The sequence below is a fragment of the Pseudomonas sp. MHK4 genome (assembly GCF_054600775.1).
The window spans coordinates 156,371-168,616 of the sequence record NZ_BAAIAK010000011.1; the positions used below are offsets into that span (position 1 = coordinate 156,371).

The following is a 12,246-nucleotide window of genomic DNA, read 5'->3' on the forward strand; positions in this document are numbered from 1 at the left end:
CTTATGCCGCTTTCGCTGGCAAGCCAGCTCCTACAGGGGTATTTGGTGTAGCGACTACCCGCGTCGATCCAGCAGATTGACCACCAACCGGTCCACCCAGCCCCACACCCGCTGCTTCACCCGCTTCCACAGCGGGCGGCGTTGCCATGCCTCCAGGCTGACTTCCTGGCTCAGCGAGAAGTCCTTGTTGAAGCTCGCCACCACGTCACGGGTCAGTCCGGGGTCCAGCGCTTCAAGGTTGGCCTCCAGGTTGAAGCGCAGGTTCCAGTGGTCGAAGTTGCACGAACCGATACTCACCCAATCATCGATCAGGACCATTTTCAGGTGCAGGAAGCACGGCTGGTATTCGAAAATCTTCACCCCGGACTTGAGCAGTCGCGGGTAATAGCGATGCCCGGCGTAACGCACCGACGGGTGATCGGTGCGCGGGCCGGTCAACAGCAGCCGCACATCGACGCCGCGGGCCGCCGCCCGGCGCAGTGAGCGACGGACTTTCCAGGTCGGCAGGAAATACGGTGTGGCCAGCCAGATCCGTTTCTGCCCGCTGTTCAACGCACGAATCAACGATTGCAGGATGTCCCTGTGCTGGCGGGCGTCGGCATAGGCGACGCGGCCCATGCCCTCGCCCGTGGACGGCACGCGGGGCAGGCGCGGCAGGCCGAAATGCGAAGCCGGGCGCCAGGCGCGACGATGGCGGTTGGCGATCCATTGGCGGTCGAACAGCAATTGCCAGTCGAGCACCAGCGGGCCGGTGATTTCCACCATCACTTCGTGCCACTCGCTGACGTCTTCGTTGGGCGTCCAGAATTCATCGGTCACACCGGTGCCTCCGACCACCGCCAGGCTCTGGTCCACCAGCAGCAGCTTGCGGTGATCGCGGTAGAAATTGCCGAACCAGCGCCGCCAGCTCAGGCGATTGTAGAAGCGCAGTTCGACGCCGGCGGCCGTGAGTCGTTGGCGCAGGGTCAGGGTAAAGGCAAGGCTGCCGTAATCATCGAACAGGCAGCGCACCCGCACACCGCGCTCGGCGGCCTGGACCAGTGCCTGGACCATGGCTTCGGCACAGGCGCCCGCCTCCACCAGGTACAGCTCCAGCTCGACCTGTTCTTCGGCGCGGGCAATCGCCACCAGCATGCGCGGGAAGAATTGCGGGCCGTCGACCAGCAATTGGAAACTATTGCCTTCACGCCAGGGAAAGATCGGGCCGGCCATGTCAACGCGCCGTGAAGATCAGCACCGCACCCACCGGCACTGACAGACTGATGGCCGACAGGCCGGCGACCTTGCGCAACGCTTCCAGGCCCGGCGCCAGGTCGAAGTCTTCGGCACTGACCACCACCGGCTCCAACGTCACCACCTGGAAACGCCGGTCATCGAGACGGGTGGCCAGCAGTTCGGCGTTGTAGGTGTGTTGCTTGCCGTGCAGGTCGACGGTCAGCGGCAGGCGCAATTCCAGTTGCGCACCAGGCGCCAGGTCGTTGATCGGGCGCAGGTCGATTTGCGTGGTGATCAGGGCTTCGGGAAATTTCTCGATCTCGAACAGCTCCTTGCGCATGCGTTCATCGCGCAAGGGAATGCCGCTGTTGATCGAGTCCAGCTCGACCTCCACTTCGGCTTTTCCGCCGGGGTCGACTTTGCCGTGCAACACCAGGAAGCGCTGCACTTCGGACACATTGGCGTTTTTGGTGCTGACGAACGACAGCCGCGAGGATTCGCCGTCCAGGTACCAGTTGGCCTGGGCCGACAAGGAAGCGCCGGCCAACAAAAGGCAGGCGAGGGTTTTGCAGACAGACCGCTGGAACATAGACACTCGGGGGGCAGATAAACCTGTGCTGAACCTTAACTGCCCGCAGCGCTATTGCAAATCCTTTAAATGTCAGGCCATCGCCTGCTGCACATTGCCAATGGTCGCGGCGAGGCTGCTCAGGTGCAGGCTCAGCACCCGTTCAACTGGCGCCTGATCCATCGGCCAGTGCAACGCCATGCTGCCGACCAGCCGGCCATCGGTGTGAATCGGCAAGGCCACCGCGCGGATCAGGAAGGGTAACCGCACCGGGTATTCCCAGTAGCCCTCGGTGCGCTGGCCGAAGCCTTGATGCAACGCCTGCTCGGTGGCACTGAACAGCGATTCGTCGTTCAGTCGTTCACGCTCGGCCAGGCGCTGCACTTCATGGCTTTGCAGCTCACCCAGGCAGGCCCGGCCCATGGCCGAATGGAACAGGCTGGCGTGCTGGCCGACAATCTGGCAGTTGTTCGGATAGCGCTTGCGCAAAACCTGCGGGATTGCACTTTCCATCACCTCCACCCGCTCGCCATCGAAGCACGACAGGTCCGCCACCAGCCCGGTGCGCTCGCTCAACTCCAGCAACAGCGGCGCGGCGTTTTCCACCAGGCGCCGCTTGAAGCGCTGCCGGCTGTCACCGAACAGGCGCTTGGCACATAGGCGGTAACGCCGGTCGCTCAATCCGCGATAGATCCAGCCTTGCTCCTGCAAGGTCAGCAACATGCGCGACACCGTCGCCTTGGGTAGTTGGGTGAGGTAGTGCAACTCCTCCAGGCCCAGCGCCTGATGCTCGCCCAGCAACTCGATGATCGCCAGGGCGCGCTCGACCGAACGTACGCTGCCGGTTTCAGCCTTGCTGTCCATGTGTTCGATCTCCTTGGGCGCTAATGGATGATCGATTTTTGCAGCAAGATGTGGGCCTGCCTACAGGTTTCACGCACTTTGCAGACAGCCGGGCGGCCGGCGATTGACCCACTGGGTCAGTTGCTCGTGGGCATAAGCCAGTTGCAACACCGCGCGATCGGCCTGGGCCGGGCCAATAATTTGCAGGCCCATCGGCAGTCCGGCCGGGTTGAAGCCCACCGGAACGTTCATGCTTGGCAAACCGGCCAGGGTAGGTCCGATCACCACCTCCATCCAGCGGTGATACGTGTCCATGCCCTGCCCGCCGACGACGCGCGGCCAAGGGGTTTGTGCATCAAAAGGGAACACTTGGGCAGTGGGTAGCAGCAAGAAATCGTAACGTTTGAACAAATCGTTCAGGGCGCGATACCACTCGCTGCGACTGACCGAGGCCTGATACACATCCGCCGCCGTCAGGCGCAGGCCACCCTCGATTTCCCATTGGGCTTCGGGTTTGAGCTGTTCGCGTTTGTGCGGATCGGCATACAGGCTACCGAGGCCGCCCTGCACCAGCCAGTGGCGGTGCACCAGCCAGGTCTGCCACAGGCGCTCCATGGAAAAATCCGGCTGGCAGGCTTCGACCTTGCAGCCCAAGGCCGTGAAATCCTGCAACGCGGACTCGCACAGACTCATGACGCCAGGGTCCATCGGCAGGTAGCCGTTGTAGTCACCCAGCCAACCCACGCGAACCTCGCTGAAATCCTGCGCCAGCGACTGATGGAAAATCTCCGGATCCTGAGTCAGCGACAACGGCACGCGCCGGTCGTACCCGGCCTGTGTGCCAAGTAACCGCGCAACATCGGTGACCGTGCGACCCATCGGCCCTTCCGTGGCCAGTTGCTGGACAAACACCTCGGGCTGCGGGCCGTGGGGCACACGGCCCTGGGACGGGCGAAAACCGAATACATTGTTGAACGCCGCCGGGTTGCGCAGCGAACCCATCATGTCACTGCCGTCGGCCACCGGCAGCATGCGCAACGCCAGCGCCACCGCCGCCCCGCCACTGCTGCCGCCGGCCACCCGCGACGGATCGTAGGCATTGGTAGTGGTGCCAAACACGCTATTGTAGGTCTGCGAGCCGAGGCCGAATTCCGGCACGTTGCTCTTGCCGATGATGATCGCGCCGCAATCACGCACCCGCGCCACGCTGATGGCATCGTGCTGCGGCACCTGCTCGGCGAACAACGGCGAGCCCATGGTCGTGCGCAAACCGGCGGTGGCCGCCAGGTCCTTGATCGCTTGCGGCATGCCGTGCATCCAGCCCCGGGACTGGCCCTGCTCCAGTTGTCGGTCGCAGGCGTCGGCCTCTGCCAGCAGCTCCTCGGCCGGGCGCAGCGACACCAGCGCATTGACCAGCGGATTGAAGCGCTCGATCTGCGCCAGATAGGCCTGCATCACTTCCCGGCAGGACACCTGCCGCCCGTGGATCGCCCGGGACAATGCATCGGCGTCCATTTCTACAATCGGATTCATGCTCAAGGTTTCACCCCAAGGTCAAGTGCAACGGATTTCTTCGCCCGTGGTGCTTCCTGCATGCAGTAAGTGCCCAATAGCGTCAGCACGCAAGCGAACAACACGTAGAACGATGGCGCCACCGGCGTACCCAGGGCCTTGCTCAGCCAGGTCACGATCAGCGGGGCAAAACCGCCGAACACCATGACCGCGACGTTATAGGCCACCGACACCCCGGTGGAGCGCACTTCGATCGGAAACTGCTCGGCCAGCGCCGTCGGTGCCGGGCCGAAAAATCCGCCGATCGCCGTGCACAGCAGCAGTTGCATCACCAGCAAGCGCTCCACCGAGGGCGCCGCCGCGACCCACACGTACAGCGGATACACCATCAGGAAAAACGCCAGGGTGAAAGCCATCAACACCGGACGGCGGCCGAGGCGGTCCGACAAAGCGCCGGACAGCGGAATCACCACGGTCATCACCGCTACCGCGAGCATCTGCACCAGCAGCACCTGGTCCAGCGGCAGGCCGAGGTTTTTGTGGGCGAAGGTCGGCATGTTCACCAGCACCACGTAGAACGACACCGTCGCGCCACAGGCCAGGCCCATCGACACCAGGATGGCGCGGCGATGTTCGCGGATCACTTGCAGCAAACCCGGGCTTTCGCCCTTGGCCTGTTTGCGCGCCTCAAGAAACTCTTCCGGTTCCTCCATGTGCTTGCGAATCCACAGGCCAACCGGGCCGATCAACAGGCCGATCATGAAGGGAATCCGCCAGCCCCAGCTGTCCAGGGCCTCGGGGGTCAGCAGATGGGTGAACAGCGCCACCATGCCCGCCCCGGAAAACACCGCCAGGCATTGCCCGACCAATTGCCACGAACCGTACAGGCCCTTGCGGTGCGCCGGTGCGCTTTCCACCAGGAAGGCCGTGGCGCTGGCATATTCGCCCCCGGTGGCGAAGCCCTGGAGCATCCGCGCGACCACGATCAACAGCGGTGCGCCCATGCCGATGGCGGCGTAGTTCGGCGCGAAGGCGATCAGCGCGATCGACACGGTCATCAGGCGGATGATCATCTGCATCGCCGCCTTGCGGCCTTTGCGGTCCGAATACATGCCCAGCAGAATGCCGCCTACCGGGCGCATGAAGAAGCCGACGCCGAAGGTCGCCAGAGCCATCAGCAGCGACGCGTATTCGTCCTCGGAGGGGAAAAACTGCCGGGCGATGATGCTCGCCAGGAAGCCATAGACGATGAAGTCATACCATTCCAGCGCGTTGCCGATAACGGCAGCGACCACCTGCCGGGTGCGCGAAACACCGGTGCTCGAAGTGTGCATGGGGAACTCTCCAGAAACCTGTTGGGTGATGCCGGGCGCGACGTGACGCGCCCGGTCCAGCGGCAGTAGAAAGTGAAAGGCTCAGGCCGGCTTGAGCCAGCTCTCGGCCAGCGCGCCCCAATACGCCGCGCCGGTCAGGAGGATGTCGTCGTTGAAGTCGTAGGCAGGGTTGTGCACCATCGGCCGCGATACGCCGTTGCCGATGAACAGGTAGGCGCCGGGGCAGCGTTGCAGCATCCAGGCAAAGTCTTCGCTGCCCATCAACTTGGGCGTATTGCCGTCTACCGCGTCGGCGCCGATCAGCTCGACGCCGACTTGGCGGGCGAACTCGGTTTCGGCGGCGTGGTTGACCAGCACCGGATAGGCCGGGCGGTGTTCGATGGTCGAACTGCAACCAAAACTGCGGGCCTGGGCTTCGATGATCGCGCGCACTCGCTCGAGAGTCTGCTCGCGCACCTGGGCATTCAATGCACGCAGGCTCAGGCGCAGGATCGCCTGCTGGGGAATGACGTTGGCCGCCTCCCCGGCCTGCAATGCACCGACCGTCACCACCGCCGCCTGTTGCGCATCGATGTTGCGCGCGACCACGGTTTGCAGGGCCATCACCACGCTGGCCGCCGCCACCAAGGGGTCTACCGCCAGATGTGGCATGGAACCGTGCCCGCCGACGCCTTCGATGACCACAGTGAGCAAATCCTGCGACGCCATCATCGGCCCTTCGCGAAAGCCCAGGTGCCCCGCTGGCAGGCCTGGCATGTTGTGCATGCCGAACAATGCGTCGCAGGGAAAGCGTTCGAGCAAGCCATCGGCGAGCATCGCTTGCGCGCCGCCCTGACCTTCTTCGGCCGGCTGGAAAATCAGGGTCAGGGTGCCGTCGAACTGGCGAGTCGCCGCCAGGTAACGGGCCGCGCCCAACAACATCGTGGTGTGGCCGTCGTGCCCGCAGGCGTGCATGCAGCCCTGGTGCCGGCTGCTGTAGGCCGCACCGGTATTCTCGATGATCGGCAGCGCGTCCATGTCCGCGCGCAAGCCGAGTTTGCGCGGGCTGTTGCCGTTGCGCAGGACGCCGACTACGCCGGTCTTGCCGATGCCCGTGTGCACCTCGTAGCCCCACTCCGCGAGGGATTTGGCCACCAGCGCCGAGGTGCGGTTTTCTTCGAAGCCGAGTTCCGGGTGGGCATGGATATCCTGGCGAGTGGCGTGCAGGTCGCTGGCGACGTCGTTGAGCCAGGCAAGAATGTGCTGATGTCGGGTCATGACGATTTCCTCGGGCCGGGTGTGTTCCCGTTCTTTTTGTTCGCTATGATTTCGCGACGCTTGAAAGGCAGGTCGCGCTCGCCACCAGATAACCGCGACTCGCGCGCGAGGACAATCGAATGTGGTTCCACCAGATGGAACCTGCAGGTCAGGGGTTCAGGCGACAGCCTTGATGATCATTGATCCATGCCGCGCTGTTGCTACGGCCCAGGCCACTGACCGACACACGCTTGCTGGCAGCGTCATCGGTAAAGCCGCTGAAAGGCAGCCATTGCTTGACGTAGCCAAGGCAATATTCGGCGTCGTTGTTCATCACGTAGCGGCACGAACAGTATTCCTTGGCGGTGTAGGCGCTGATGATGTCCGGGAATGCCCAGAGCGCCACCCGCTCCTGCCAGATCCACCCAAGCAGGGCGAGCAGCAGGATCGACAACAATGAACTGATCGGTCGGCGCCTCATGAAACCGCTCATGGTTTCACCGTCCCGGCAAAGGCCTTCAGCGCGAGCTTGAGCAGCTCGTTGTGCTGGTACTGGCCATCGCGATCATCGCCATAACGCACGATCACCAGGTTTTCCCCGGGAATCACGTACAGCGCCTGGCCCCAATGGCCCAGGGCGGCGAACGTATCGGCGGGCGCATCGGGCCAGGGTCGGGCTACCCCGTCTGCGGCCCGATTGAGCCACCAGTGGCCGCCAGGCACCGCATCGTCCTGGTTGGCGCGATAGTGCGCGAAGGGCTCGCGATTGAAGGCCACCCAGTCCTTGGGCAGCAGTTGTTGATCGCCCCAGCGACCGTCCCGCGCCATTAACAGGCCGATGCGGGCCAGATCCCGAGCGGTAAGGTAGGCATAGGACGAGGCGACGAAGGTGCCCGTGGCGTCGGTTTCCCAGATCGCTCGGCGAATGCCCAGGGGTTCGAACAGCGCAGTCCACGGGTAGTCCGCGTAGCGCTGCGTACCGACGATGGTTTTCAGCGCGGCGGACAGCAGATTAGTGTCGCCACTGGAATAACGAAACGCCTGCCCCGGCGCGGCGTAGGTGCCGTGATCGGCGGTGAAGGCAGCCATGTCCCGGTGACCTCGGGTGTAGAGCATGGCCACCACCGAGGAATTAAGCGGTGCGTATTCGTAATCCTCCTGCCAGTCGAGACCCGAGGCCCAATGCAGCAAGTCGGCCATGCTCAGGTCCGGGTGTTTTTGCAGTGGCGCATAGAACCTGGCCACCTTGTCCTGCAGCTTGAACCGGCCTTCGCCATACGCCACGCCGAGTACCGTGGCCATCAGGCTTTTGCTGATGGACCAGATGAGGTGGGGTGTCCCGGCGGTGGTCGGGCCGGCGTAGCGCTCGTAGATCAACTGGCCGTCGCGGATCACCAGAAAGGCGTCGGTGCGGATGCCTTGGCGGGTGGTGTCGTTGCGGGGTGGGAAGGCGTAGTTTTCCAGAGCCTGGAGCGCTGGCCCGGTGACGGTCGGGCCGGGCGACCATTGTTCGGCAGGCCAGTTTTCAGCGCGGGCCGTGAGGCTGAGCAGCAGCATGAAGATCAGGGACAAGCCTTTGAACATGGCGTGGGCTCGTGGGGATGAACTGCTGAGCCTAGTAGAGGTTGATGACAGTTCCGGGATTGGTGTTGTTAATGCGGCCGCCTTCGCGAGCAAGCCCGCTCCCACAGGAGAACGCCTTTCAAAATGTGGGAGCGGCGGTGCGACGATTCGACTTGCTCGCGAAGGGGCCAGTCAATTCACTAAAAATTCACGAGTGCCTTAGCCAATCGCTTGCCCCGCGCTTCAGCCGCCAGATCCATCACCCCCTGATCCCGCTGCCACATGGCCGCCCACTCCGGCGGCCCCTTGGCCAGCGCTTCATTAACCTCAGCCTTCAACCCCTCAAACTGCGCAAACAACCCACCCAGCAACACATGCCCCGCCGGACTGACGGGAGGCTGTCGACTCACTTCCGCACACCCGGCCAGCAGCGCCAGCAAGCGCAATTGCAAGGCTTGTGGCCAGTCACAGTCCTGGCCGACGCCGTACAGCCAGGCGGTCATGGCACTCAATACGTAGATGTCTTCCAGGGTTCGGAACGGCTTGACGTAGGCATCCCAGCCATCCCCCGCCAGCAGTTCGCACAGTGCGTTATCGAGAAACAGCCGGCCGTGGCTGATGTCCGGCATCAACGGGATCGGCGGCAGTTTTTCCACGCGCACGCCTGGCTCATCCGGGTAGACCACCGCCAGGCTCAGGCGCGGCGTTTCGCCGGGCTGTTCGCTGCGGGCGGCAATCAGCAGCCAATCGGCGGCATCGCCCGCGGTGACGAAATCCTTGCGCCCACTCAAGCGCAAATCGTGCAGGCGGGTCTGCATCTCGGCCACCCGCAGGCTGCGTTGCTCGGTCGCGCACAACGCGCCAAGGCTCGGCGGCGCGCTTGGCCAGAGCATGCGCAACGCCGCCTGATAACCCACCAGGAACGCCAGCCCGGGCGTCGCCATCATGCGTGCGCCGACCACGGCCAGTTCAAACGGGGTGACGTTGCCCAGCTGCTGCAACAATGCGGCGAACCCCTCGCCCAGATCCGGGTTGGCGGGCAAGCGAGCGTGGCGATTCAACAGGGTTTGCCAGGGCATAAGAGGCTCCTTGTGGGCTGTCATACAAGCATCACCAAAGCTTAATGGCGATGACACCGGGGCTACATAGCCTGACTTTGCACAACAAGGCTGGATAAAGAAAGTCGATTCGCTGTAACCCAAAGACGGGTGAGCAGCCCGCACGGAGATTCGCCATGACCCAGATCGCCCGTATCAGCGACACCGGCAACGAACGCCGCCTGCAAGCCGAACGCCTGGTGGGCGCCGAGGCGTTGCAGCAAGCCCAGGCCCTGCGATTCAACGTGTTCAGCGGCGAATTCAACGCCAAGCTCAAAGGCGCCGAGCTGGGTCTGGACATGGACGACTATGATGTCCACTGCACCCACATCGGTGTGCGCGACCTGAATACCGGACGCCTGGTGGCCACCACCCGACTGCTCGACCACACCGCCGCCAGCAGCCTGGGCAAGTTTTACAGCGAAGAAGAATTCAGCCTGCACGGCCTGGTCCATCTGCAAGGCCCGATCCTGGAAATCGGCCGCACCTGCGTCGACCCGGCCTACCGCAACGGCGGCACCATCGCCGTGCTCTGGGGTGAGCTGGCCGAAGTCTTGAACCAGGGCGGCTACAGCTACCTGATGGGGTGCGCGAGCATTCCGATGCAGGACGGCGGGATCCAGGCACACGCGATCATGCAGCGTCTGCGCGAACGCTACCTGTGCACCGAGCACCTGCGCGCCGAACCGAAAAAGCCGTTACCGACCCTGGATATTCCCTCGAACGTGATCGCCGAAATGCCGCCGCTGCTCAAGGCCTACATGCGCCTGGGCGCGAAGATCTGCGGCGAGCCATGCTGGGACGAAGATTTCCAGGTGGCCGATGTGTTCATCCTGCTCAAGCGCGACGAACTCTGCCCGCGTTACGCCAAACACTTCAAGGCGGCCGTGTAATGAGTCGCTTGCGCGTGTACACGCGAATCGCCCGGGTGTTGCTGGTGGTCGGGCTCGGCCTGAGCATGGCCAGCGTGTTCGGTGTGTTCGAGCGGCTGGGACTGGCCCATTCGATGGAACGCCGTCAGCGCTGGTCGCGGTTTTTCATGGCGCGCCTGAGCAACGCCCTGCCCTTTGATGTGACGGTTCATGGCAAGCTGCCGCAAGCGCCGATGCTGTGGGTCAGCAACCACGTGTCATGGACCGATATTCCGCTACTGGGCATGCTCACGCCGCTGTCGTTCCTGTCCAAGGCCGAAGTGCGCACCTGGCCCGTCGCGGGCTGGCTGGCAGCCAAGGCCGGCAGCCTGTTCATCCGTCGCGGTTCGGGTGACAGCCAGTTGATCCGCAAACAAATGACCCGCCACCTGGCGCAGGCCCACCCGCTGCTGATGTTCCCCGAAGGCACTACCACGGACGGCCGCTCGCTGCGCACGTTCCATGGTCGCCTGCTGTCAGCCGCCATCGACTCCGAAGTGGCGCTGCAACCGGTGGCGATTCGTTACGTGCGCAACGGCGAGACCGACACCCTGGCGCCGTTCGTTGGCGATGATGATCTGTTGTCGCACCTGATGCGCCTGTTTGCCAACGACCGGGGCGGTGTGGAGATTCACCTGCTCAAGCCGATTGCCTGCGAAGGTCGCGAGCGTGCAGCACTGGCGTACGAGGCGCAGCAGGCGGTGCAGGAGGCGTTGTTTGGAGCCATACCGGAGAAACAGCTAGCCCCGATGCGCCCCGCCATCGCTGCCTGACCCAATTCACCTGGAAAAATACACCCCCCCTGTGGGAGCGAGCCTGCTCGCGATTGCGGTTTAACAGTCAACAATGATGTTGAATGACACACCGCTATCGCGAGCAGGCTCGCACACAGGAGATTTATATTGGTCGAGGGTTTTGGGCAAAGTCCTGAAGCTGCGGATAGAACAAGCGGAAGTCGTCGCTAAGCGGCTCATACAACTCCCGCAGTTCCTGCATCGCAGCGGCCAGTTCTTCCGGTCGGGTCAAGCGCCGCGAAATCCCCCGCAACACCTGCTCCAGCACTTCAAATTCCTGATACGAGCCCAACCAGTCGTTGGCCACCATGTGCGGCGCGATTTTCGCCAGGCGTTCCGGCAGTTGAGATTGAGTGGACAGCACCCGGTACACGTCCGACGTGAACAACGCCAGCGGCCGGTCGGCATACAGCCTCCAGTCCCGGGCCAGGCAGTGGTCGAAAAACACGTCGAGCACGATGCCGGCATAACGCCGACGCGTCAGGGAAAACCGCGACAACGCGGTATCCACCAGCGGATGGCGATCGGTGAATACGTCGATGCTGCGATGCAGCTGGATGGCCGCTTCGATCTCCGGATCAAACTGCCCTTGCAGCCGCCCCTTGACGAAATCGCCATACAGACTGCCGAGCAATTGACCGGGACGCTGGCCACCGAGGTGAAGATGTGCGAGATAGTTCATGGGCGCAGCTTAGCATTGCGCCTGTGTCTCCACACCTATCGTATCGTTATAACCCGATATACCGATTTATTCGGCTGTCAGAGCGAAATCATATTGGTATATCGCGAAATAACGATTTAAAGTTCGCTTCATCGCGATATTGCGTTTTACACATCACGAGCCCCCGACCATGAACCTTGAACTCGACGAAATAATAAAAGCCCTGGCGCACCCGGTACGGCGAGAAATCCTGCACTGGCTCAAAAATCCGTACGTCGAATTTCCAGACCAGTCCCACAGCAACGAGCACGGCGTTTGCGCCGGGCAGATCGATCAACGTTGCGGTTTGTCGCAGTCCACGGTGTCCGCACACCTGGCCACCCTGCAACGCGCCGGCCTGATCAGCAGCCGCAAAGTCGGCCAGTGGCATTTCTTTAAACGCAATGAGGAAACCATCCAGGAGTTCCTCAAAGTCTTCAGCAAAGAGCTCTGACCCTTTACGTCAGTACGCC

13 protein-coding genes are annotated in these 12,246 nt (G+C 62.9%); 3 read left to right on the forward strand and 10 right to left on the reverse strand.

What is annotated here, in order from left to right; all coding sequences use genetic code 11:
* Positions 1–54 precede the first annotated feature (54 nt).
* The 9 genes from ACYP2Q_RS24395 to ACYP2Q_RS24435 all read right to left on the reverse strand — a co-directional run bounded on the left by ACYP2Q_RS24395 (position 55) and on the right by ACYP2Q_RS24435 (position 9,350).
* A complete protein-coding gene (locus ACYP2Q_RS24395) occupies positions 55–1,212 on the reverse strand; it encodes a phospholipase D-like domain-containing protein (RefSeq protein ID WP_459732819.1) in 1,158 nt (385 codons plus the stop codon).
* 1 nt (position 1,213) lies between these two features.
* The gene (locus tag ACYP2Q_RS24400; protein ID WP_459732820.1) at positions 1,214–1,804 is read right to left on the reverse strand and encodes a YceI family protein; all 591 of its coding nucleotides are present in this window, start codon (positions 1,802–1,804) and stop codon (positions 1,214–1,216) included.
* 72 nt (positions 1,805–1,876) lie between these two features.
* Positions 1,877–2,647, reverse strand: a complete 771-nt coding sequence (locus tag ACYP2Q_RS24405) for an IclR family transcriptional regulator (RefSeq protein ID WP_459732821.1) — start codon at positions 2,645–2,647, stop codon at positions 1,877–1,879.
* 69 nt (positions 2,648–2,716) lie between these two features.
* Entirely contained in the window at positions 2,717–4,159 is a 1,443-nt protein-coding gene (locus tag ACYP2Q_RS24410) for an amidase (protein WP_459732822.1), read from the reverse strand.
* A 2-nt stretch (positions 4,160–4,161) separates the two neighbouring features.
* Positions 4,162–5,472: a citrate-proton symporter gene (locus ACYP2Q_RS24415; protein WP_459732823.1), complete on the reverse strand. Its 1,311-nt coding sequence runs from the start codon at positions 5,470–5,472 to the stop codon at positions 4,162–4,164.
* Between the two features lie 81 nt (positions 5,473–5,553).
* Positions 5,554–6,729 (reverse strand): M20 aminoacylase family protein, encoded by a 1,176-nt coding sequence (locus ACYP2Q_RS24420; RefSeq protein ID WP_459732824.1) that lies wholly within the window; start codon positions 6,727–6,729, stop codon positions 5,554–5,556.
* Between the two features lie 148 nt (positions 6,730–6,877).
* Positions 6,878–7,201, reverse strand: a complete 324-nt coding sequence (locus tag ACYP2Q_RS24425; RefSeq protein WP_459732825.1) for an amidase — start codon at positions 7,199–7,201, stop codon at positions 6,878–6,880.
* Positions 7,198–8,292: a serine hydrolase domain-containing protein gene (locus tag ACYP2Q_RS24430; protein WP_459732826.1), complete on the reverse strand. Its 1,095-nt coding sequence runs from the start codon at positions 8,290–8,292 to the stop codon at positions 7,198–7,200. Before ACYP2Q_RS24430 ends, ACYP2Q_RS24425 begins: the two co-directional genes overlap by 4 nt.
* Positions 8,293–8,471: 179 nt before the next feature.
* Positions 8,472–9,350 carry an acyl-CoA dehydrogenase middle domain-containing protein gene (locus ACYP2Q_RS24435; protein WP_459732827.1) on the reverse strand — a complete coding sequence of 293 codons (879 nt, stop codon included), beginning with the start codon at positions 9,348–9,350 and terminating at the stop codon, positions 8,472–8,474.
* 155 nt (positions 9,351–9,505) lie between these two features.
* On the opposite strand from ACYP2Q_RS24435, the gene olsB reads away from it, so the two are divergent.
* Positions 9,506–10,261 carry an L-ornithine N(alpha)-acyltransferase gene (olsB, locus tag ACYP2Q_RS24440; protein WP_459732828.1) on the forward strand — a complete coding sequence of 252 codons (756 nt, stop codon included), beginning with the start codon at positions 9,506–9,508 and terminating at the stop codon, positions 10,259–10,261.
* Positions 10,261–11,052, forward strand: a complete 792-nt coding sequence (locus ACYP2Q_RS24445) for a lysophospholipid acyltransferase family protein (RefSeq protein WP_459732829.1) — start codon at positions 10,261–10,263, stop codon at positions 11,050–11,052. The genes olsB and ACYP2Q_RS24445 overlap by 1 nt, the downstream gene beginning before the upstream one ends.
* Positions 11,053–11,176: 124 nt before the next feature.
* On the opposite strand, the gene ACYP2Q_RS24450 is transcribed toward ACYP2Q_RS24445, so the two are convergent.
* Positions 11,177–11,755, reverse strand: a complete 579-nt coding sequence (locus ACYP2Q_RS24450; RefSeq protein ID WP_459732830.1) for an acyl carrier protein phosphodiesterase — start codon at positions 11,753–11,755, stop codon at positions 11,177–11,179.
* A 169-nt stretch (positions 11,756–11,924) separates the two neighbouring features.
* On the opposite strand from ACYP2Q_RS24450, the gene ACYP2Q_RS24455 reads away from it, so the two are divergent.
* Complete coding sequence (locus ACYP2Q_RS24455) at positions 11,925–12,227, forward strand: ArsR/SmtB family transcription factor (protein ID WP_459732831.1); 303 nt, start codon at positions 11,925–11,927, stop codon at positions 12,225–12,227.
* Positions 12,228–12,246 lie beyond the last annotated feature (19 nt).

What these genes read in the sequence shown, in the direction of transcription:
- ACYP2Q_RS24455 (WP_459732831.1), top strand. Translation starts at nt 11,925, where the DNA reads ATGAACCTTGAACTCGACGAAATAATAAAAGCCCTGGCGCACCCGGTA.
- olsB (WP_459732828.1), top strand. Translation starts at nt 9,506, where the DNA reads ATGACCCAGATCGCCCGTATCAGCGACACCGGCAACGAACGCCGCCTG.
- ACYP2Q_RS24425 (WP_459732825.1), bottom strand. Translation starts at nt 7,201, where the DNA reads ATGAGCGGTTTCATGAGGCGCCGACCGATCAGTTCATTGTTGTCGATC.
- ACYP2Q_RS24445 (WP_459732829.1), top strand. Translation starts at nt 10,261, where the DNA reads ATGAGTCGCTTGCGCGTGTACACGCGAATCGCCCGGGTGTTGCTGGTG.
- ACYP2Q_RS24420 (WP_459732824.1), bottom strand. Translation starts at nt 6,729, where the DNA reads ATGACCCGACATCAGCACATTCTTGCCTGGCTCAACGACGTCGCCAGC.
- ACYP2Q_RS24435 (WP_459732827.1), bottom strand. Translation starts at nt 9,350, where the DNA reads ATGCCCTGGCAAACCCTGTTGAATCGCCACGCTCGCTTGCCCGCCAAC.
- ACYP2Q_RS24410 (WP_459732822.1), bottom strand. Translation starts at nt 4,159, where the DNA reads ATGAATCCGATTGTAGAAATGGACGCCGATGCATTGTCCCGGGCGATC.
- ACYP2Q_RS24405 (WP_459732821.1), bottom strand. Translation starts at nt 2,647, where the DNA reads ATGGACAGCAAGGCTGAAACCGGCAGCGTACGTTCGGTCGAGCGCGCC.
- ACYP2Q_RS24400 (WP_459732820.1), bottom strand. Translation starts at nt 1,804, where the DNA reads ATGTTCCAGCGGTCTGTCTGCAAAACCCTCGCCTGCCTTTTGTTGGCC.
- ACYP2Q_RS24430 (WP_459732826.1), bottom strand. Translation starts at nt 8,292, where the DNA reads ATGTTCAAAGGCTTGTCCCTGATCTTCATGCTGCTGCTCAGCCTCACG.
- ACYP2Q_RS24395 (WP_459732819.1), bottom strand. Translation starts at nt 1,212, where the DNA reads ATGGCCGGCCCGATCTTTCCCTGGCGTGAAGGCAATAGTTTCCAATTG.
- ACYP2Q_RS24415 (WP_459732823.1), bottom strand. Translation starts at nt 5,472, where the DNA reads ATGCACACTTCGAGCACCGGTGTTTCGCGCACCCGGCAGGTGGTCGCT.
- ACYP2Q_RS24450 (WP_459732830.1), bottom strand. Translation starts at nt 11,755, where the DNA reads ATGAACTATCTCGCACATCTTCACCTCGGTGGCCAGCGTCCCGGTCAA.